17 protein-coding genes and 1 tRNA gene are annotated in these 21,589 nt (G+C 54.0%); 11 read left to right on the top strand and 7 right to left on the bottom strand.

Annotated features, from left to right (window positions below):
- Positions 1–171 precede the first annotated feature (171 nt).
- The 4 genes from KM934_RS06220 to KM934_RS06205 form a co-directional block, all read right to left on the bottom strand.
- Entirely contained in the window at positions 172–954 is a 783-nt protein-coding gene (locus tag KM934_RS06220; RefSeq protein ID WP_215759760.1) for a DUF2490 domain-containing protein, read from the bottom strand.
- A 36-nt stretch (positions 955–990) separates the two neighbouring features.
- Positions 991–1,662: a DUF4956 domain-containing protein gene (locus KM934_RS06215; RefSeq protein ID WP_252344917.1), complete on the bottom strand. Its 672-nt coding sequence runs from the start codon at positions 1,660–1,662 to the stop codon at positions 991–993.
- A 180-nt stretch (positions 1,663–1,842) separates the two neighbouring features.
- Entirely contained in the window at positions 1,843–2,628 is a 786-nt protein-coding gene (locus tag KM934_RS06210) for a polyphosphate polymerase domain-containing protein (protein WP_215759759.1), read from the bottom strand.
- A 306-nt stretch (positions 2,629–2,934) separates the two neighbouring features.
- Positions 2,935–3,951 (bottom strand): aspartate-semialdehyde dehydrogenase, encoded by a 1,017-nt coding sequence (locus KM934_RS06205; protein WP_215759758.1) that lies wholly within the window; start codon positions 3,949–3,951, stop codon positions 2,935–2,937.
- Positions 3,952–4,362: 411 nt separating this feature from the next.
- Here KM934_RS06205 and KM934_RS06200 point away from each other — a divergent pair, with 411 nt between their 5' ends.
- Positions 4,363–7,266: a C10 family peptidase gene (locus tag KM934_RS06200; RefSeq protein WP_215759757.1), complete on the top strand. Its 2,904-nt coding sequence runs from the start codon at positions 4,363–4,365 to the stop codon at positions 7,264–7,266.
- 156 nt (positions 7,267–7,422) lie between these two features.
- Here KM934_RS06200 and KM934_RS06195 read toward each other — a convergent pair whose 3' ends face one another.
- Complete coding sequence (locus tag KM934_RS06195) at positions 7,423–9,144, bottom strand: PspC domain-containing protein (protein WP_215759756.1); 1,722 nt, start codon at positions 9,142–9,144, stop codon at positions 7,423–7,425.
- On the bottom strand, positions 9,141–9,488 hold the full coding sequence (locus tag KM934_RS06190; protein WP_215759755.1) for a PadR family transcriptional regulator: 348 nt from the start codon (positions 9,486–9,488) through the stop codon (positions 9,141–9,143). The genes KM934_RS06195 and KM934_RS06190 overlap by 4 nt, the downstream gene beginning before the upstream one ends.
- 300 nt (positions 9,489–9,788) lie before the next feature.
- On the opposite strand from KM934_RS06190, the gene KM934_RS06185 reads away from it, so the two are divergent.
- The 10 genes from KM934_RS06185 (at position 9,789) to KM934_RS06140 (ending at position 21,282) form a co-directional block, all read left to right on the top strand.
- Positions 9,789–12,569 carry a sugar-binding domain-containing protein gene (locus KM934_RS06185; protein ID WP_215759754.1) on the top strand — a complete coding sequence of 927 codons (2,781 nt, stop codon included), beginning with the start codon at positions 9,789–9,791 and terminating at the stop codon, positions 12,567–12,569.
- A gap of 101 nt (positions 12,570–12,670) precedes the next feature.
- Positions 12,671–12,752, top strand: a tRNA-Leu gene (locus KM934_RS06180).
- 930 nt (positions 12,753–13,682) lie between these two features.
- The gene (locus tag KM934_RS06175) at positions 13,683–14,093 is read left to right on the top strand and encodes a PH domain-containing protein (RefSeq protein WP_215759753.1); all 411 of its coding nucleotides are present in this window, start codon (positions 13,683–13,685) and stop codon (positions 14,091–14,093) included.
- Between the two features lie 192 nt (positions 14,094–14,285).
- On the top strand, positions 14,286–15,125 hold the full coding sequence (locus KM934_RS06170) for an ABC transporter ATP-binding protein (protein WP_215759752.1): 840 nt from the start codon (positions 14,286–14,288) through the stop codon (positions 15,123–15,125).
- A 91-nt stretch (positions 15,126–15,216) separates the two neighbouring features.
- Entirely contained in the window at positions 15,217–16,038 is an 822-nt protein-coding gene (locus KM934_RS06165; RefSeq protein WP_215759751.1) for a hypothetical protein, read from the top strand.
- Between the two features lie 13 nt (positions 16,039–16,051).
- Positions 16,052–16,771, top strand: a complete 720-nt coding sequence (locus tag KM934_RS06160; RefSeq protein WP_215759750.1) for a GIN domain-containing protein — start codon at positions 16,052–16,054, stop codon at positions 16,769–16,771.
- Positions 16,752–17,105 carry a GntR family transcriptional regulator gene (locus KM934_RS06155; protein ID WP_215759749.1) on the top strand — a complete coding sequence of 118 codons (354 nt, stop codon included), beginning with the start codon at positions 16,752–16,754 and terminating at the stop codon, positions 17,103–17,105. Before KM934_RS06160 ends, KM934_RS06155 begins: the two co-directional genes overlap by 20 nt.
- 236 nt (positions 17,106–17,341) lie before the next feature.
- The gene (gene dnaK / locus KM934_RS06150; RefSeq protein ID WP_215759748.1) at positions 17,342–19,267 is read left to right on the top strand and encodes a molecular chaperone DnaK; all 1,926 of its coding nucleotides are present in this window, start codon (positions 17,342–17,344) and stop codon (positions 19,265–19,267) included.
- A gap of 195 nt (positions 19,268–19,462) precedes the next feature.
- The gene (locus tag KM934_RS06145) at positions 19,463–20,026 is read left to right on the top strand and encodes a helix-turn-helix domain-containing protein (RefSeq protein ID WP_215759747.1); all 564 of its coding nucleotides are present in this window, start codon (positions 19,463–19,465) and stop codon (positions 20,024–20,026) included.
- On the top strand, positions 20,023–21,282 hold the full coding sequence (locus tag KM934_RS06140) for a site-specific integrase (protein ID WP_215759746.1): 1,260 nt from the start codon (positions 20,023–20,025) through the stop codon (positions 21,280–21,282). The genes KM934_RS06145 and KM934_RS06140 overlap by 4 nt, the downstream gene beginning before the upstream one ends.
- Before the next feature lie 65 nt (positions 21,283–21,347).
- On the opposite strand, the gene KM934_RS06135 is transcribed toward KM934_RS06140, so the two are convergent.
- On the bottom strand, positions 21,348–21,589 hold a 242-nt coding region (locus KM934_RS06135; protein ID WP_215759745.1), incomplete at its 5' end, for a hypothetical protein.

Genomic DNA, 21,589 nt, shown 5'->3' with positions numbered 1-21,589 from the left:
TGTATGCAAAGTTACGTATTTTTTCGGAAAGACGTGCTCTTGGTGGTGGAAAAGCGAGCGTGGGGGGGGGGGGGGGGGGGGGGGGGGGGGGGGGGGGGGGGGGGGCGGCCTTGTGGGTGCTGATTGCCGCCCACCAAGCCGCGCGACGCCTTTGCGGTATGCCGTTTGTGGTTAGAATTTCACCTTGTAGCTCAGTCCGAGGATGTGCATGTTGCGGTCGTTGTCGTCGTCATCCTTGCTGTTGTCTTGGTAACGGTAGTACACACCGAGCGTCTGGCCCTTGACAATCTTCCAGTCGAGTCCCACGGTGTAGCGCACCTTCTCCACGCTCCACGCGTTGTAGAGTTCCACATTGGCGTAAGGCTCCACGTCGAGCCCTTTCTTATCGTAGGAAACCTGCAGTCGGCTTCGCAGTGTGTTCTTTCCTTTTCCGCTATAGGTCTTCTGCTTGCCGTCCCAGTCCTCGTCGTCGAAATCGTAGCGCTCGTCGATGGTTTTCTCTGGGCGATAGGTGTATTGCCAGCGTTCGCGCAGGTCGAACTTCCAATCGCCCAATCCCACGGCGCCTGTCACGTCAACGTTCACGCGGTGACGTGGGCCCCAGTAAGAGGCATATTTGTTTAGCTTTCCGTAGTTGGCCTTGTTGGGATCCTCGTCGTGGTAGGTGTACTTGTCGTTGTGGTTGTAGAGGAAGGTGTATCCCGCTCCCACCTTGAGCCACTTGGTGAGCTTGTATTCGCCCGATAGTCCCATCGACCAACGGCTGTTTTGATTGGCATTGTTGGCTGTGCGATACTCAGCTTCGATCTCCACGCTGGCCTTCTTCGATAGTTTCTTCTCGGCCGAGATGTCGGTCCAGATACCAAAGTCGTCGCTTGTTTTCGGCTCACTTTGCGCTGACGCCAACAAGGTTGCGGCCAGGAGCGCAAGGGTGATGAATAGTTGCTTTTTCATGTTATTGTGAATGGTTGGTGAATGATGGTTAGGGTTTTATGGGGTAAACTGCTTCTGGTCTTCGCGTGTGAGGCGAATCTTCTGGTCCAGGTCGGTGTCGCTCGATAAGGCCGAATAGTACACCTTGAGCATGGCCATGTCGCGCAGGAAGTCGATGCTTCCCACCTCCACTCGCAGAATGTTGATGCCCAGGCGTTTGGTGAGGTCGGCCATCAGCTCCTCGCGCTTGTCGGGGGTGATGAGGTCTATGCGGTCGTACTGCACCAGCTTTGCGGGTTCTTGCTTGAGTTGTGTCTCGCAAATCCATATCAGGAAGATGACGATGAGGTTGGTGGCGAGCAACTCCACCACCGACACGCTGTTGGCAATGGCGTTGACCACCGACAGGGCGATGATGACAAACATGTACGTCATTTCTCTGACGGGCATGGCGTCGGTGCGGTATCGCATGATGGAGAATATGCCGAACAGGCCGATACCAATGCCGATGCTGGTCTTGGCCTTGAGATCTTCGAGCACGAAAATCATGAAATAAACGAGGAAGAAGATAGCCACGCTCATGAGCATGAACGAGAAATAGAAGTCGCGTCGATGGCTCTTCTTGTAGTAGAGGCGGTCGACGATGGTCCATGTGACGAGCATCAGGATGATGAACCTAACGATCATCAATGGGAAGTCGTGTGAGAATGTAAGGTTGAAAATGTCCATTATTTAAATTATTTGTTTCGGTGTATTGGTTTTTGTTTCGGTGTATTGGTTTTTGTTTCGGTGGGGAAGGTTTTTGTTTTGTGTGAGTTGACGTTAGTTCCATATCATGGTCTCTTTCTCGCCATAGCCGATCTATGGTAAGTTCGGTTCTGCCCATTTGACTTAATGAAAACGAAGGTCTTATTCGGCCATCATTTTCTCAATCTTGCGCAATCGTGGTTTGATGCGGTTGCAATGGAGTGTACTGTCGGTGAGTGCCGATCCAATGATGTATTTGCTGAAGCCCATGGGCTTGATGCGCAGCTCCATCAGATGGTTGAGGATTGGGCTGGGTTGGAGGCCGTCGCGTTTGAGCTCCACGATGACGATGTTTCCCATGTCTTTGTGCTTTCCGTTGCCGATGTTGTCAAACTCGAGGTCGAAATCGATGGTGAGGCGCTCTGTCTTCAGTTTGTTGACCAGCGTGATGCGGTTGAAGTGGTTTTCCACTTTCTCGGTGAGAAGTGTGGGCTCGTATCGTAGGTTGGCGGTAAGAAACTCGTCGTAGAGGTGGAAATCGCACTCCTCGGGCCTGAACACGATGTTGTGTTGCGGGCACTTCGGGTCGAAGTCGTGCATGGTGATGCGCTTCTTTCTTGTCCTTCCATGGTTGTTCTTGGTCTTTACCTCCAGGAAGTTGAGCCCCGAGTTGACATACGACCTGATGCGTAGCTTCTGCCTGTTGGTGTGCCCCGTCTCGTGGCGGAGGTACATGGCGTAATCGGGCGTGTCGAAATATACCGTGTAATAAGGTGCTATGCGTTCGCCTTTTATTTCTTGCATGCGATAATCATCTTGTGCCAAGAGCAGGAGTTGGCGCAGCATGGGTTTTGTGGTGACAAACTTGGTATCCGTGCGGTTCATCAGCCGGATGCCGCTCATTTCGTCGAGCGTAATCGGTTCGTAGTGGCTAAGGATATCAATCATTTGTAACGGTTTTTAGTTAGTTGTTACAAAGTTAATACAAAAAGCGATATACGACAAGCGAAACGCAAGAAATAAGTAAATAATGTTTTCCGATGATGCTTTTCAACCCCAATCGGTCAGTTGTTTTCTATTCTTGTTGGTGTTTGTCGGGGCTTGCGCCTTTCCCTTTCGTAGCCCATTCGCCATGTGCCCATGTCTTATTTGTGGTTAGCTCCCATGGCCCTATTGGGCGTAAAAAAGCCGATGGGCGAAAGGCTTTCATGGTCCTTCCTCCCATCGGCTTGGTTATGTTTTCGCTTGTTGCGATTATTTCTTCAGGTCTCCCTTTTTGACGAGGTATTCGGCAATCTGCACTGCGTTGAGTGCGGCGCCTTTGCGAATCTGGTCGCCTGTGAGCCACAGCGTGTTGCCGAGATCGTCGGCCAGGTCCTTGCGGATACGTCCCACGTACACATCATCCTTGCCAGCGCTTTCCAGGGGCATGGGGTAGACGTAGTTTTGCGGGTCGTCGACCACCGACACGCCCGGTGCCTTTTGGAGCGCCTCGCGGATGGCCTCCACGCTAACGGGCTGCTCGGTCTCAAACCACACGCTCTCCGAGTGTGAGCGGAGCGAGCTCACTCTGACGCAGGTGGCCGATGTGCGGATGTCGCTGTGCATGATCTTTTGCGTCTCGTTGAACATCTTCATCTCCTCCTTCGTGTAGTCGTTGGGTGTCATCTTGTCGATCTGCGGGATGACGTTGTAGGCCAACTGGTGAGGGAACTTGTTGATGGTCGACACCTTTCCATCCTCTACGAGTTCCTTATATTGCTGCTTGAGCTCTTCCATGGCGGCAGCTCCTGCGCCCGAAGCGCTCTGGTAGCTGGCGATATGCACCTTGCGGATATGCGACAGTTGGTCGATGGGCTTGAGCACCACAACCATCATGATGGTGGTGCAGTTGGGGTTGGCGATGATGTTGCGGGGACGGTTGAGCGCGTCTTCGGCGTTCACCTCAGGCACCACGAGGGGCACATCCTCATCCATGCGGAAAGCGCTGGAGTTGTCGATCATCACAGCACCATACTTGGTGATGGTCTCAGCAAACTCCAAGCTGGTGCCGCCACCAGCTGATGTCAGGGCGATGTCCACGTCCTTAAAGTCGTCGTTGTGTTGCAGGAGTTTCACCTCGTACTCTTTACCACGGAAGTTGTATTTCGTTCCGGCGCTTCGGCTTGAACCAAATAACACAAGGTCGTCTAACGGGAAATTGCGCTCTGCGAGGATGCTGAGCAACTCCTGGCCCACGGCGCCACTGGCACCGACAATAGCTACTTTCATAATCTATTCCTTTATCTAATTCGTGATTACGGGTGCAAAATTACTATTTTCCTTTCAATAATTCACTGAAAACGTGATATTTTCAACATATTAATATCAATTTGGGGGTTTCGGCCGTGCTTTTTGTTCAAATTCTCGATTCCCAAATCGATTGCGTAGACTCAGCTGAGGATAAGGCTTTGGTGGCTGGTTTGTTCCCTTAGGAATTGAGCTGTGGCATCTTCGGGTAGTGGCGTATGCCTCACGTGTGATTTATAAATATAGGTGTAATGGATAAAAAATTGAACTTCTTGGGTGGTTGAATGATAAAAAACCTTTATCTTTGCATAAGATAGGCTGCGCTCGGCCATTTGAGAGCGAGCTCTCATGGCGCTCGTTGGCACTATCTTTGCATCGAAACCAATCAAACTTATGAACATTAAATTCGCTTTTACGGCATGGACCCTGTTGTTAGTTTTGCAGGTCCAAGCCAATCCCATCAGCCGCAAGGAGGCTCGCCAAGTGGCGCAGTCGTTTGTGGCCATCGACGACGCCTCGTCCGACAACGTGCCCAACGCACCTTATTACATCTTCTCTCGCGGAGCCGGCAAGGGCTTCGTCATTGCCAGTGGCGACGATGAGGTGGCGCCCATCCTCGGTTATACCGACCAGGGCGACTATGCCCCCAACAACATGCCCGATGGTTTGAAGAACATGCTCAACGCTTGGGCCAAGAAGATTGGCGACTTGCAGCAGAAGCAGAAAACACGCACGCGCCAAATGCCGAAGCGCTCCGTGCGCCAACGCTTGCAGTTGCCCGCCTATAAGAATGCGTGGGTCGACGTGCATCCTCTTGTGAAGACCAAGTGGAACCAGGATTATCCCTACAACATGTTTGCCCCCAATCGCTCCGACAACGGCCAAAAGACGCTGTCGGGATGTGTGGCAACGGCTGCTTCGCAGATCATTTACTATTATCGTAAGGACAACCCCGACGCCTTGCTCTACGCCACGCCCACCTATAGCGGCGATTGGTTCCACGCTCCCGTTACCTTCTCGTTGCCCGCCGGCACCCCGGTGCGTTACGACCTCATGAAGCTTAGCGGCACCGGAACGCTCAAGCAAGACACCGCCGTGGCGGTGCTGATGTACGCCGCCGGCACCTGCGCTGGCTTGGGTTATGGCTACCAGGATGGTACGGCCACGGCTGGCAACATCGACAAGATGGGTACGGCCATGGACAACCAGTTTAACATCAGTAGCAAGTATGTTGGCAAATGGAACTATAGCCAAGAGGGTTGGGAGAGCCTGGCCTACAGTAATGTGCGCGACGGCCAACCCTTGCTCTACTCGGGTGCCAGCGAAACGCAGGGTGGCCACGCCGTGGTGCTCGATGGCTATCAGGCCTCGACCGGCCTTTTCCACTTCAACTTCGGTTGGGGCGGATATGGCGACGGCTATTACACCGTCGACGACTCCACGGGCATGAACGGTTTCAACACTGGTCAGTCGGCGCTCGTCAATATCGTTCCCAAGCGCCAAAAGCTGAGCGGTCGACTTGTGGCCGATAAGATGTTCTACCGTACGGACGGACAGATTACCGCCACGGTGAAGAACATGGGTACGCTCGCCTATAAGGGTGTTTATGTTTATTGCGCGTTCACCAAGACGCTGCCCTCACGCTCCACCGACAATGAGATCAGCACCAGCATTGCCTCGGGCGACAGCGCCACATTCACCTTCACCTATCGCCCCACGCAGAAGAAGCGCCTCTACATTTGGTTGGCCGACGCCAACAAGAACATCCTCGACACCATGTCGGTGGAGGTCAGCCAGAGCGTGGCCGATCTCCATCTCAATAGCATCCGTGTTGACGCCGGTACCGCCACCGTTGAGCATGATGGCGTCACCTACCAGCAGGTGAACAACACCCAAGCCAACATTGCCGTGAACCTCACCAATGGCGAGAACGGCAGCTATTGCCAGCCTGCTTTCATCTGCCAGGTCGACAGTTTGAACGGCACCACGGGCGCATGGGACAAGTGTGCCTCACGTGTCATCAACAAGTTGATTTTCGAGGTCGGACAGACCCGCGACACCCTCTTCACCTTCACGGGCTTGCAGCCCAATCGCTATTATCGCGCCATGATGACGAAGCGTGTCAGCGCGGGTGTTACCTCAGAGATGATTTTCGACACGCCCGACAGCATCGTTTACTTCATCACCAAGTACCCCACGTTGGAGGTTGTGGCCAAGGGTCGCAAGGCCACGGTGACGGGTGATTGGAACGCTGCCATCTTCACGTCGAAGGCACAGGATGCCGCTGTCACCTCATACGATATGACTAATGTTGTCCAGCTCTCCGAGCAGCCTGTGGCAGCCAACGAGAACGCCCTGTTCTTCACCGCCGCCCCCATCGAGGGTTCGGCCAATGTGGTTGCCAATGGCGTGTGCGACAGTTTGCTGATCCACACCCGTAGCGAGTTTGCCAGCGCCAAGGCCTTCACCGCCCGCAAGGCCGTGCTTGTGCTCGATGATGCCAAGGCAGGCGAATGGAACGATGTGTTCATGCCGTTCAGCGCCCCGCTTCCCTATGGCATGCAGGGACGTGTGGTCAACACCATTGAGCGCTCACGCCTCACGGTGAGCAATGTGCGTGAGGCTGAGGCCATGAAGCCGCTGCTCTATCTGGCCGACCGCGAGGGTCTCAACACCATCGAGGCCACCGATGTGGCGCTCTCCACCGACACCGTTGGCTCGCTGGTCGATGGTTTCTGGAAAGGCTCCACGCTGAAGACGTCGCTCAGCCGCCAGGCCAGCTTGCTGAAGACTCCTGCCACGCGCCTCACCGCTTTCGTGGCCAACGAAAAGGGAACAGCCGTGGCTCCTTTCGCCACCGAGCTCGACAGCGTCTACCGTTCAGGCTATCGCGTGTTCAACTCTTCTGATGTTGCTGCCGACCGCAACTACATGCAGTTGGCCGATTCCATCAACCTGGCCTACCAGGTCATCAAGGAGTACGGCAAGGGCGCTGAGGTGTTCCTGGCCGACAGCCTGAAGAAGTTTGAGGACATGTTCACCTATTATACTTGTGGCGGCGACAAGTATATGCAGGTTCGCCAGGCTTACATCAACCTTGGCGCCACCATCCGCGCCTTCCTCGCCAACCCGGTGGTCGACGCCATCCGTGAGGTGGAGATCGGCACCGATGTGAAGGCCGACGAGGATGCGCCCCTACAGTATTTCACACTCAACGGACAGCAGTTGGCTCGCCCGCAACGTGGCATCGTCATCGTGAAGAAGGGCCATAAGACATGGAAGATGGTTGTGAAATGATAACCCACCCTTTCCATCGTCGTCATTGACCCCCACAATAAGCGAAAGGCCGGCAATCAACATCGATTGCCGGCCTTTCTCATGGTAAGTAGGGGGTATTTGTGATTTGTATATCGTTGATGATCACTGTGTCGGATTCGCCTGATGGTGTTTCCCTTACTGTTTAGCCAAATGGAAGTCGGTGGCCGAGAACCACGTGCCATAAAACTGGTTCTGGGTGATGCTCGGAACGGTGGTCAAGCCATAGCTGATGCGTCCGTTCTTGGTGTGTATGCCCTTGATGCTCACGGTGCACCATCCATATCCGTTTCCGTCGTTGGCCTCTGCGATCTGCACGAGTCGGTTGTTGCTTCCCAACTTCGTCGAGTCAGCTTCCATGAGGTTTTTCGTTGCCTTGGCTTCCTGCCAGAGGGTTCCTCCCGTGTTTCCTTCAGCTGGAATCTCCACCTTGTAGGTCTTTCCGTCGGCAATGGCGTAGATGTAGGCGCCTGGGCCGTCGGCGCGCACCACGGCGGTCAGCGTGTAGCTGCCCTTCTGCAGGAGCGAATCGGTGCGCTCCACCTGATAGAGCTGCTGCCCGTTCTCATCATAGCAGTCGAGGTACCGACGGTGGCGGTTGCCCGTGTAGTAGTCGCCACACTTGGTGTAGCGGTCGTGGCAATGGGTGCCCTGCTTGATGGTCCATCCGTTGTTGGTGAGATATTCCCACTCGTCGTCGTCCACGTAGAAGCCGTTGTGGGTATGGCTCTTCACGTGTTGGGTGTGTAGTGTATCCGTAAACCGATCCGATTGTTCCAACAGGTCGTTCACGATGATGGTGCCACATGTCATCACACCTGTGAGCGATGCCAGGAGCAGCAAGGCCAGCGCCCATCGGCTTCCCGACGACAGTCCGCTCTGCTGGTTCTTGTGTGAGCGCCAGATGCTCATCAGTCCGTAGATGGCCAGCACGATGAACATGGCCACGCTCACTATGCCGATCGTTCCCACCCAGGGGTGCTCCGTCCACGGGAAGGCCAGTCCTTGGCTCTCAAACATCACCAAGGTGGGCGCAAAGAGCAGCAACAGCAGCATGACGAGCAGCCAGAAGCATCCCGTGATGATGGCGGCTGCCACCAGGAACATCACCAGTTTGATGCCGAAAATGATGATCTCGCCCATGGCGCCCACGCATCCCGGTCGTGTGTTGGGTTGCTGCTGCGTCTGACTGACGTTGTCGGCCGTCACCTCCTCCGCCAGGTTTTGCGGGTTCACGTCGCGCCCGTTCATCTGCAAGCGGTCGGCGGGACTGAAGGCAGGCGGCAGCGTGATGACCAGGATGAAGTAGGCCACCACCATGCCAAACACCACCTGCGGCATGTGCCACATCATGAAGAGCAGCGGTATGACCAGCGCTCCGATGCGCCACCACGTCACGTCGCCGCCATAGTAATGGGCCAATCCGGCCATCACGCCCGACACCTTCTTGTTGGCTATGTCGCGATAGAGGCGTCGGTCTGACCTGAAGATGAAGCGCTTCAGCGTTTCAAATGCCGTTCGGGCGTTGGTTTGGGTACCGTTCTCCTGTCCGTTGGGGTTGTCTTCTGCGCCGTTCTCGTCGGCGCCCTCGTCTTGTGGCTCGTCCATGTCGCGTGGCGCTCCCATGCGCGTCACGATGTTCTCCACATCGTTGATGTCGATGGCTACCTTTCCCCTCGCCACCACCTCGTCGAAGAGCTCTGCTATGCGCGCCTCTATGTCGTCCACGATCTCGTGGCCGCCCTCCTTGTTGGCGAAGTAGTTGCGGAGCGAGTCCTCATATTGTTTCAGCAGGTTGTAGGCGTCCTCGTCGATGGCGTAGAGTCGGCCCTGCATATTGATGGTAATGTTCTTTTTCATGATTGCAGTGTTGTTGGTTGATGATTCTTCAGGTAGTTGACGGTGTTGGATATCTCAGCCCATGCCTTATCGAGGTCGCGCAGCATCTGCAGTCCCACATCGGTCAGGGCATAATACTTTCTGGGTGGGCCCATACGGCTCTCCTCCCAGCGATATTGCAACAGTCCTTCTCGTTTCAGACGGTTGAGCAGGGGGTAGAGCGTTCCCTCCACAACGAGCAGCTCGGCCTCCTTCAGCGACCTGATGATATCGGAGGAATAGGCCGGCTGACGCTCCAATAGCAGAAGGATGCAATATTCGAGCATTCCCTTCCGCATCTGCGATTTGGCGTTTTCGATGTTCATGTCCTTTCGGTTTAATAATTGTTTTCGTTGCAAATATAGGCAAAACGCCAATACGTTGCAATACAAAGTACCGTTTTTCTTTCTGTAATTCACGCTTTTTAACATCTTGCGGCCCATCCATGTCTCTCTCCGTTGGCTTCCACCTTAATAATAATAGTAGAAGATTTGTGCTATGTTAATGTCTTATTGTGGGGTAGAAATGTCAAAAAGCGTAGGTGGTGAACCAAAAAACTTAGTAACTTTGCGCCATAACAATCGCCAGAACCCACCCTAAACGGTTTCTGCTAAAACAAGAACCCTATGAGACATACCCTTCTGCTTAGTTTTCTTTGCGTGGGCGCACAGGCCCTTGCAGGCAACGTGGTGAGCCTTCGTGGCGCCTGGAAAGCCACGTTCGACGGCGCCACCCATGCCGTTACGTTGCCCGGCTCCATGCTCACCAACAACCTCGGCGACCTGCCATCGGTCCACACCCAATGGACGGGGTCGCTCTACGACTCGTCGTTCTACTTCAACCCCTACATGGAGAAGTATCGCCAGGCGGGCCACATGAAGTTTCCCTTCTTCCTCACCCCCAACCGCCATTACGTCGGCACCGTGGCCTACACGCGCACGGTGGTGGTTCCCAAGGCGTGGAAGGGGCGCCGCGTGGAGCTTTTCCTGGAGCGCCCCCACATCGAGACCACCGTCGAGGTGAACGGCCAGAAGGTGGGCCACCAGATGAGTCTCAACACGCCGCATGTCTACGACGTCACTCCTTGCCTCGCCTTCGGGCGCGACAACCGCATCACCATCACCGTCTACAATGGCATCGAGAACGTGTGCGTCGGCCAAGACTCGCATAGCGTCACCGACCAGACACAAGGCAACTGGAACGGCATTGTGGGGCGCATGGAGCTGCGTTGCACCGGTCGCCAGCCCGTGGGGCGCGTGGCCGTGTTCCCCGACATCCACCAGCGTGTGGCGCGCGTGGTGGTGCCCACGGCCAAGGGCAAGCTGCGGTTCCTGCTCGATGGCCAGCCCATCGGCGCCACACGCCACGACGACTCCACCTACGTCATCCCCATGACCCACGCCGAGCTGTGGTCCGAGTTTACGCCGCGCGTCTATCGCCTGGCGGTGTGCACCCGCGACGACACCGTCCGCACCACGTTCGGCATGCGCGAGATCACCGTCAAGGGCATGCAGATCTACCTCAACGGGCAGCCCGTGTGGATTCGCGGCACGGTTGGCAACTGCGATTTCCCACTCACGGGCTATCCCCCCACCGATGTGGAGAGCTGGAAAGCGGTGTTCCGAAAGTGCAAGCAGTATGGTCTCAACGCCATGCGCTTCCATAGCTACTGTCCGCCCGAGGCGGCCTTCACGGCGGCCGACGAGGTGGGATTCTACCTCCAGCCCGAGGGACCGAGCTGGCCCAACCATGGCGTGAAGCTCAACCGCGGCATGTTTATCGACACCTACCTCATGGACGAGACCAAGCGCATGACGGCCGCCTACGGCAACCACCCGTCGTTCGTCATGATGTCGGCGGGCAATGAGCCTGCGGGCGACTGGGTGACATGGGGCGACAAGTGGGTTTCCTATTGGAAGCGCACCGACAACCGACGCATCTACGCCAGCTTCAACGTGGGAGGCGGATGGGCTTGGGATGGCGGATCGCAGTACCACGCCAAGGCGGGCGCACGCGGCCTCGACTGGGACCGACGCGCACCCCAGAGCGTCGACGACTACCACGATCAGCTGCTCTACCCACGCAACTACAAGGGCGACCAGCCCAACAACTCGCCCATCATCGCCCACGAGCAGGGCCAATGGTGCGCTTTCCCCGACCTGAGCGAGCGCAACCAATACACGGGCGTCTACAAAGCCTACAACTTCGACATCTTCGCCGACCTGATCAAGGACCACGGCATGGAGTCGATGGCGCGCAAGTTCCTCCTCTCCAGTGGCAAGTTGCAGACCCTTTGCTATAAGTATGAGATTGAGCGCAACCTGCGCACCAAGGACTACGCCGGCTTCCTGTTGCTGGCTCTCAACGACTATAGCGGCCAGGGCACCGCGCTGGTGGGTCCGCTCAATGTGTTCTTCCGCGAGAAAGGGTATGTCGACAGCACCCAGTGGCGCCAGTTTTGCAACGACGTGGTGGTGATGGCTGAGTTCCCGAAGTTTGTGTTCACCACCGGCGAGAAGGCCGAGGTGGCCATCGACGTCTATAACGCCTTGGGCGGCCAACCGCTCAACCAGGCACGCTTGTCCTACGCTATATCGCACGCTGCCCCCCACGGCACGGTGCTCACCGCCGACCTCCCCGCGGGCAAGAGCCTCAAGGTGGCGCGAGTGCCGCTCTTCACCGACACCACCACGCCCGGTAAGTACACCCTCACGCTCACCCTCAGCCACGGCGACCGCACCTACACCAACACCTACGACTATTGGGTCTACCCCAACGAGGCACCTGTGGCGGCGCCCCGCGACATCTACCTCACCGACACGCTCGACGCCAAGGCCCTCGCCACGCTGCGCCAAGGGGGTAAGGTGCTCATCACAGCCGCCGGCAAGGTGCGCTATGGCAACGACGTCAAGCAGCAGTACCTGCCTGTGTTCTGGAACACCAGTTGGTTCAAGATGCGTCCTCCCCACACCACCGGCGCCCATATCGACGCCACCCATCCGCTGTTCAGCGAGTTTCCCACCGACGACTGGGCCAACCTCAACTGGTGGGAGCTGCTCAACCGCGCACAGGTCATGAACCTCTCCGAGCTGCCAGCCAACTACCAGTCGCCCATCCAACCCATCGACACGTGGCACGTGAGCCGTAAGCTGGGCATGCTGGTAGAGGCGCAAGTGCTGGGTGGCCGCCTGCTGATGACCACTATGGATATCACGTCGAACCTCGATCGCCGACCCGTGGCCCGACAGATGCGCAAGGCCATCATCAGCTACATGCAGTCGGAGAAGTTCCACCCGTCGCTCAAGCTCGACCCAAGCGTCATAGGCGATTTCTTCACCAAGACGGCAACACCCGTCAACATGTACACCCACGACTCGCCCGACGAACTGAAGCCCAAACTCAAGTAAAAAACACCAAACCACACGCCATAATTTGCACACCAAGCGAAAAAGCAAGGCCAAGATGAGGCGATTGTCAGTTTTATTATGTATCTTTGCAACCAGTTTCCGCGCCCGTGGCGGAATTGGTAGACGCGCTAGACTTAGGATCTAGTTTCTTGCGAAGTGCAGGTTCGAGTCCTGTTGGGCGCACACATCACAACCCTAACTGCTTCATCGTGAGCGGTTAGGGCTTTTTGATTGTGGGAGGAGGGAGCGATGTTTTTGGTAACATTCCCCCAATCGCTTGTCCGAACGCCTTGACTGGCGCACATCGCTGAGAGCTTTAGCCCCAATCGGTCATTGGGTTTTCATGGAAAAGAAAGCATTGCAATCCTTATGGTCGTCCTGTTTCGGTCTAACGGCCAACAGGGGCTTAGCGTCCGCAAAGGTATCTCGAACGTGTTGCGAACGTGTTATGTTCGTGTGAAAAACGTGTGAATTTTACCCAACAATCTATAGTCTAATCTACACATTTCTTTTCCGCGAACTCGTCGTTGGCCGAAAATGCACGATTCTCAGCGTGTTTTTGTAATTGTTTAATTTACAGGCACTTGCGATAAATGTGCCTCGTTGAATGTTCTGCATTTAACATTCCACGCCATGAAACATGCCTAACCGAGGTGCGAAAGACCATCTTTCGCAATGCGGAACATGGCCGATCGAGACACGAAACATGCCTTTCCGCAACTCGAAAGATGCCTAAGCGCAAATGGGATGCGTCATTTTAGATATTTCATCTCACAAAAATCGCCGTTTCGCTCGCTGGTTTGTCCGAAATGGCCGACAAACTTTTTCACCAACGATCTTAACAATCTTCCCCTCGCGACCCATCCTGTTGCGCCACATTTACCGCTTTTTAACGCGCCCTTTTCTTTTCGTTTCGCCTTGTTTTGGTATCTTTGCATAAGATAGGCTGCACTCGGCCATTTGAGAACAAGTTCTCATGGCGCTCGTTTGCACTATCTTTGCATAAGATAGGCTGCACTCGGCCATTAGAGAGCAAGCTCTCATGGCGCTCGTTTGCACTATCTTTGCAGCATTTGTTGGGGTGCCATTCGCCCCCTATATATAATAAGGAGTATGGAAAAGAAGTATGGTTCGAAGGTCGACGCTTGGTTGCTGGGTGTGCTCTATGTGGTGCTTTTCGCGTGTCTGTTGCCCTTGTTCTACGATGGCGCCCTTGTTGTTGGCGTCATTGCCGTGGTCCTGTTGAACGTTCTCGTTACGGCGTGGTTGTTTAGCTACAGATATATTGTGAGCGACACGCAGCTCGTGGTGAAGGTGGCGCTGTTCCCTCCCAAGCGCTACGACATCAACGCCATACAATCCATTCGCCGCACCCGTTGCCCATTGTCGGCGCCCGCCGCCTCGCTCGACCGGTTGGAGATACGCATAGGGAACGACACGCTCCTCGTATCGCCCCTGCGTAAACGGGAGTTTGTGGACGACCTGTGCCAACGCTCCAAAAACAAGATAGAGGTGAGTATTTAACCCACTCCACACTCCACATTCCACATTATAGCCCTCTGTCGCTATTTATTAACAGTTGCTAACGAGTATTGTTGTTTGTTAAATAATAGCCCATTTTCTTGCAAGATACCTCGAAACGTTATATCTTTGCAGTGTACTAATAAAGTAGTACACCATAACACAATAAACACAACACCTCAATTGAAGAGAAAAATGATTAGCATTCAGAACATCACCTACAATTATCCAGGCAGCAAGCACTTGGTTTTCAAGGACTTCTCGCTCAACCTGGCCCCCGGCCGCATCTACGGATTGCTGGGCAAGAACGGCACGGGCAAGTCGACCCTGCTCTACCTTGTGTGCGGACTGCTGCGCCAGCGCAAGGGAACAGTTACCCTCAACGGCGAGCCCTGCGCCCTGCGCAAGCCCGACATGCTGCAAGACATCTACCTCGTGCCCGAGGAGTATGACCTGCCCAACGTAAGCCTGAAGGACTATGTGCGCTCCAACAGCGTGTTCTATCCCCACTTCAGCGAGGCAACGCTCAACAGTTGCTTGGCCGACTTTGAGTTGCCGACCGACATTCACCTGAAGTCGCTCTCCATGGGACAGAAGAAGAAGGTGTTTATGAGTTTTGCCATGGCCACCGGTTGTAGCTACATCTTCATGGACGAGCCCACCAATGGTCTCGACATTCCTTCGAAGAGCCTGTTTCGCAAGGTGGTGGCGCGCCACATGACCGACGACCGCACGCTGATCGTGGCTACCCACCAGGTGCACGACGTGGAGTCGCTGCTCGACCACATCGTTATCATCGACCAGAGCCATGTGCTGCTCAATAGCAGCGTGAGCGCCATTACGGAGGCCTACGTCTTCCGCACCATCGCCGAGAGCGAGGCTGCACAGGCCGTCTACACGGAACCATGCGCCGGAGGCCTGAGTGCCATGGTGCATCGGAAGGCCGATGAGGAGGAGACGCAACTCAACCTGGAACTGCTCTTCGACGCTGCCGTAAGCGGCAGTCTGCCCCGTACCTTCCCGCCTGCCCAATAGGTCGGGTTTTGACAAGCGCATCACAACAACACACACACACAACATTCATCCGCCCCGCACACTCCAACCGGGGCGACCAATCCATAAGATCATGAAAAACTTTCAATTCAACCGATTCATCAACACCCTCCGCTGGCAACTGACGGAACGCAGGGGTTACCTCACGTTCGCCGCAGCGGGATTCATCGCCATAGCCATACCAACCCTCTTAGTACCCCTTCTGACGGGAGCGTTCTTCCGAGACACTTACCCACAATATGCCGAAAGCTTGAGCACCCTCATGCTCATTGCCTACGGCTGGTATATGGTGACCTGCGGATCGCTCATCGTGAGCGAGCTGGGCAACAAGCGTAATCGCATCAGCGCCTTCATGCTGCCCGCCAGCCGACTGGAGAAATTCGTGGCCCGATACCTCATCCTCACCATCGGTCTGCCTCTGGCCGCAGGCATTGGCTACGCTGCCGGCGACCTGTTGCAGATGGCCGCCAACCAGGTGGTGTTTGGCTATTGCCGATCGTCGGTGGCCATATTTGTCGTTACGCTCCACGACATGTTGCCACGCCTCTCGCTTAACTTTGGCGACACCCTCTTGGCCCTGGAGCTGATGGTGTGGTTTCCCCACTCGCTGTTTCTCATTGCCGGAACACTCTTCCGACGCCACGCCTGGGTGCTGAGCAACCTGCTCATGTTTGTGCTGTCGACGCTGCTGAGCACCGCCGTGCTATGGGGTGCCAAGACGCTCTTCTACTCCCTGGCGCCCGATGGCATCTACAGCGTGGGCGTCATCACCGCACCGTGGGCCATAGTGCTCTACATGATGGCGCTGGCAGCAGTCATCGCATTCAACTACTGGGTGGCCTACCGCATCTATTCGCGTATGCAGGCCGTCAACAACAAATGGTTTAACCTCTAATCCCCCAATCATCATGAAAAAACTGGCACTTATGCTCATTGCCTCATTGGCACTGTTCAACTCATGCAAGATAGAAACCACAAAAGACTTGGGACCCGAAACCACGGAGACCAAGGAAGTCGACACGTTTAGCGTGCTGTCGGTAAGTGGTTCGAGCGACGTGGTGTTTATCCCCTCCGACACGTTCAGCGTCACCGTCACCGCACCCCAGAAGGCGCACGACCGCTTGGTGGCGACGGTGGAGAATGGCGAGATGCGCATCAGCGAGAAGAACCCCGACACGAAGGACGTGAAATGGGTAGTGAGAAACACGGGAACCCCGGCCTCGAAGATTGTGGTGCGCGCCCCCTACCTCACGGGAATCCGCATAAATGGAAGTGGATCGGTGCGTTGCGATGGAGCGATGAACACCCAGTCGTTGTGGATGTGGATCATGGGCAGCGGCGAGATCTCCATGGCCCATATTGCGGCCCGATCGGTGGATGCCACCATAACGGGCAGTGGCGATATCGAGGCCACGCTGGCGCAGGTTGGCAAGACCAGTGCCGAGGTGACTGGCAGCGGCGAGATCAGTATGAAGCTCCACAACTGCGGCGCCGTTAACGCCACCATAACGGGCAGCGGCGACATAGAGCTGAGCGGAACCGCACAGACGCTCAAGCAAACAACACAAGGCAGCGGCGACATTAGCACCAACGAATTAAAACTGAAAAATGACGTTCAACAACAATAAAGCCATATACCTCCAGATGGCCGACCGATTATGCGACGACATCTTGGCGGGCAAGTACAAGGCCGACGACCGAATACCGTCGGTGCGCGAGTATGCCGTGATGCTGGAGGTGAACACCAACACGGCCGTGAAAGCCTATGAGGAACTGGCGCGCGACGGCGTGGTTTACAACCGCCGCGGACTGGGATACTTCGTCGACCCCAACGCCAAGGAGCAAATTATGCAAGCCCGGCGGGAAACATTCTACCGCGAGGTGCTGCCCGAAATGTTCAGGCAGATGAAGTTGCTCGGCATAGATATAAATAAGGTGGACGAGAAATGGGCCGAGCTATAGCCACACCAGAACCATAAATTCTCTCTTATATACATCAACGCCCAAGGACAGCCCAGTTGTGACAACTACGGCTACCCTTGGGCCTTTTTATGACAGGTGGCAGTGCGTGATGTGTCATTATGGCACACCGACACCCATCCGAACATCCTTTGGCACACCCTTTGCACAATGAAGGGCGAACATTACGTTCAAAAACAACATTTCATTAAGAACAATAAAAATAAAAAAATACAACTATGGGAAAGATTATCGGAATCGACTTGGGTACTACCAACAGCTGCGTGTCTGTGTTTGAGGGCAACGAGCCGGTAGTGATTGCTAACAGTGAGGGTAAGCGCACCACACCTTCTGTGGTGGGCTTCGTGAAGGACGGCGAGCGCAAGGTGGGCGACCCCGCTAAGCGTCAGGCCATCACCAACCCGAAGAACACAGTGTATTCGATCAAGCGTTTCATGGGTGAGACCTACGAGCAGAGCCGCAAGGAGGCTGAGCGTGTGCCTTACTCCGTGATCAACGACAATGGTTATCCTAAGGTGCAGATTGAGGGTGCCGCACACCCCTACACACCGCAGGAGATCAGCGCCATGGTGCTGCAAAAGATGAAGAAGACCGCCGAGGACTACCTCGGACAGGAGGTGACCGATGCCGTCATCACCGTGCCGGCCTACTTCTCCGACTCACAGCGCCAGGCTACAAAGGAAGCTGGCACCATCGCTGGCCTTAACGTACGCCGTATCGTCAACGAGCCTACGGCTGCCGCTCTCGCTTACGGTGTGGACAAGTCGCACAAGGACATGAAGATCGCCGTGTTCGACCTCGGTGGTGGTACGTTCGATATCTCCATCCTGGAGTTCGGTGGCGGTGTGTTTGAGGTGTTGGCCACCAACGGTGACACCCACCTCGGCGGCGACGACTTCGACCAGGTGATCATCGACTGGCTGGCCGATGGCTTCAAGAGCGAGGAGGGCATCGATCTCCGCAAGGACCCGATGGCCATGCAGCGCTTGAAGGAGGCTGCCGAGAAGGCTAAGATTGAGCTCTCAAGCACTACATCGACGGAGATCAACTTGCCTTATATCTCTGCTGAGGGCGGCGTGCCCAAGCACTTGGTGAAGACGCTCACACGCTCACAGTTTGAACAGTTGGCACACAACCTCATCCAGGCTTGTCTCGTGCCCTGCCAGAACGCCATGCGCGACGCTAAGCTCTCTACGAGCGACATTGATGAGGTGATCCTCGTGGGTGGTTCAAGCCGTATACCTGCCGTGCAGACTTTGGTGAAGAACTACTTCGGCAAGGAGCCCTCAAAGGGTGTGAACCCCGATGAGGTGGTGGCTGTGGGTGCATCTATCCAGGGTGCTATCCTCAACAACGAGAAGGGCGCTGGCGACATCGTGTTGCTCGATGTTACGCCACTGACACTCGGTATCGAGACCATGGGTGGCGTGATGACCAAGCTCATCGAGGCCAACACCACCATCCCTTGCAAGAAGAGCGAGACATTCTCTACTGCCGTCGACAACCAAACTGCCGTGACAATCCACGTGCTGCAGGGCGAGCGCCCCATGGCTTCGCAGAATAAGTCGATCGGACAGTTCAACCTCGAGGGCATCGCACCGGCTCGCCGTGGCGTTCCTCAGATCGAGGTGACATTCGATATCGACGCCAACGGTATCCTCAACGTGAGCGCTAAGGATAAGGCTACCGGCAAGGAGCAGGCCATCCGCATTGAGGCTTCATCAGGCCTGAGCGAGGATGAGATCAACCGTATGAAGGCTGAGGCTGAGCAGAACGCTGCCGCCGACAAGGCTGAGCGCGATAAGGTCGACAAGATGAACCAGGCCGACTCAATGATCTTCACCACCGAGAACTTCCTCAAGGACAACGGTGACAAGATCCCTGCCGACAAGAAGCCGGGCATCGAGCAGGCTCTCCAGCAGCTCAAGGACGCCCACAAGGCTGCCGACGTGGCTGCCATCGACGCTGCCATCGCCAACCTCAACAACGTGATGCAGGCCGCCTCTGCACAGATGTACCAGGGTGGCGCACAGCCCGGAGCAGGCGCCCAGGGCTTCAGCGGTGCCAACGCTGGTCAGGCCGACGCCAACAACGCCAAGAGCGACGATAACATCCAAGACGCCGACTTCGAGGAGGTGAAGTAAGATTGATAAGCAAACAATAAACAAACATATGAAATCCGTGTAGCTCACGTAGTTACACGGATTTTTCTTTGTGTTAAATTTTGTCACTCTTGGCTTGTTTTCGGATTTTTATCGTAATTTTGCACCAAATCGTTCACGCGACACTTTAGTCGGTGAAGTTCAACAAAAGACAAATACACCTTATTTTATAGATATATGGCACAAGCAAAATACGAGATTCGAAGGAAATGCCCTATATGTGGTGCGGTGTTCCAAATTCGCACCATTGATGCAGTATATTGTTCGAAGCAATGTTCCGATGTTGCTTACAAGAGGAAGAAAGACAGAGAGGCAAAAGAAGCCAAGTACGAAGAGTTGGCAAAAGAGATTCCTGACATACGAGAATATCTTTCGGTTCAGGAAGCCGTTGCCGTTTATTGCGTTGAACGAGACACTTTGTATCGCGAGATTCGCAAAGGCAAAATTCCTGCTGTCAACCTTGGTACAAAACAACTGAGGTTGAACCGTGCAGACCTTGAACAGCGTTATCCAAGAAGAAAGAAGGTAAGGAAGGCTGCCCAAAAGCCTATTCCTAAAACTTATAATATGGAACCAGAGAATTGCTATACCATAGGAGAAATCTCAGAGAAGTTTAGGATTCATGATTCATCCGTATGGGCACATATCCGCAAGTTCTCCATCCCTACCCGACAGATAGGTAACTATGTGTACGCTCCAAAATCAGAAATTGACACACTCTACAAATCCATCAAACTATGAAGATTCCGATGAAACGCACAGTATTCAAAGTAATACTTCGCAAGTCCGAATACAAAGAACAGTGGTCTCTAATCATTGAGAGCTTTCCTGTATTTGTTCCAGGACGAGAGAAACCAATGAGAAAGCATGAACCACTGGGACGTTTTGTTACTACTCCAATCTGGGACAAGAACAGTTCGGGGCGTACACTTGCTGATGGTAAGGCTTACTATAGACCTAAGCGTGATGTCAATGGAATCATCCAATGTAGATCCACCATTGACCAAGAGGCGTGTATTTTTGCAGATAAGGTTCGAGACATACGTCAGCATGAATACGATAACCAATCGCTATACACGGAAACAGAAGCAGAACAAGCGGCTCAGAACGAAAGATCAAAATGTGACTTTATCAAGTACTTTGAAGACTTGAGGGATAAGCGACATCAGAACAGTTCAAAGTCTATCCGTGTCAACTGGGATCGTGAGGTTAAGCTCATGAAGATGTTTACCGAGGGCAAACCTATGATCTTTTCTACTATTGACATGAATCTGTTGGAAGATTATAAGAACTTCCTCATCAATGCTCCACAAGGAGGTTCTAAGAAAGGAACAATCACGCGCAACACTGCTTCCACATATTTTTCTATATTCAAAGCCGGACTGCATCAGGCATTCATTGACGGGTACCTTACTGTTGATATTGCAGCTAAAGCAAAGAACATCGCATATTCAGACAAACAACGCGAGTACTTAACTATCGACGAACTCAACACACTGGCAGCAACACCTTGCGACAGACCAATTATGAAAAGAGCTTCACTTTTCTCTGCATTAACTGGTATGCGCCATAGTGATATACAGAAGTTGAAATGGAAAGAGATAATCAAGGATGGCGAGCACTACCGCATCTTGTTCACTCAGCAAAAGACAAAAGGAGTGCAATATATGCCAATATCAGATCAAGCATATCAGCTTTGTGGAGAAAGAGGAGAACCAGACCGTTTGGTGTTTGAAGGCCTACAAGACCCATCTTGGATAAACAAACCATTGGAACGATGGATTAAAGCAGCAGGCATTACCAAGCATATCACCTTCCACTGCTTCCGTCACACATATGCGACGTTGCAACTTACAAACGGAACGGACATCTACACCGTGAGCAAAATGCTTGGACATACAAAGGTTACTACCACCCAAATTTATGCAAAGATTGTTGATGAAAAGAAAGAGCAAGCAGCAGACACCATCGTAATTGCTACTGATTTTACGACATAGATATAATCATTACACAGGATTTACACAACAACGCCATCTGCGAGTAATATCGTGGGTGGCTTTTTTTATTTGTTTATGTTGAAAAACAACGGATTTTGCCAACCAAGATAAGAAAAACTATACTTTTTTGAACTATTTTTATTGCGACTAAATGGGAGAATTATCGCATTGAATCGTCGATAAAAAACATTGTAATTTTGCCGTTGCATTCCCGGGAATGTTTCTTCATGCATATCGCTGAAGACAACATTTAACCCAAATCGGTCATTAGGATTTCTCTGTGTCGTACGGCAAAGAGAAATCCTTT

The organism is Hallella faecis, from assembly GCF_018789675.1.
Taxonomy (GTDB): Bacteria; Bacteroidota; Bacteroidia; order Bacteroidales; family Bacteroidaceae; genus Prevotella; species Prevotella faecis.
This window is presented reverse-complemented; position numbering and strand designations above follow the sequence as displayed.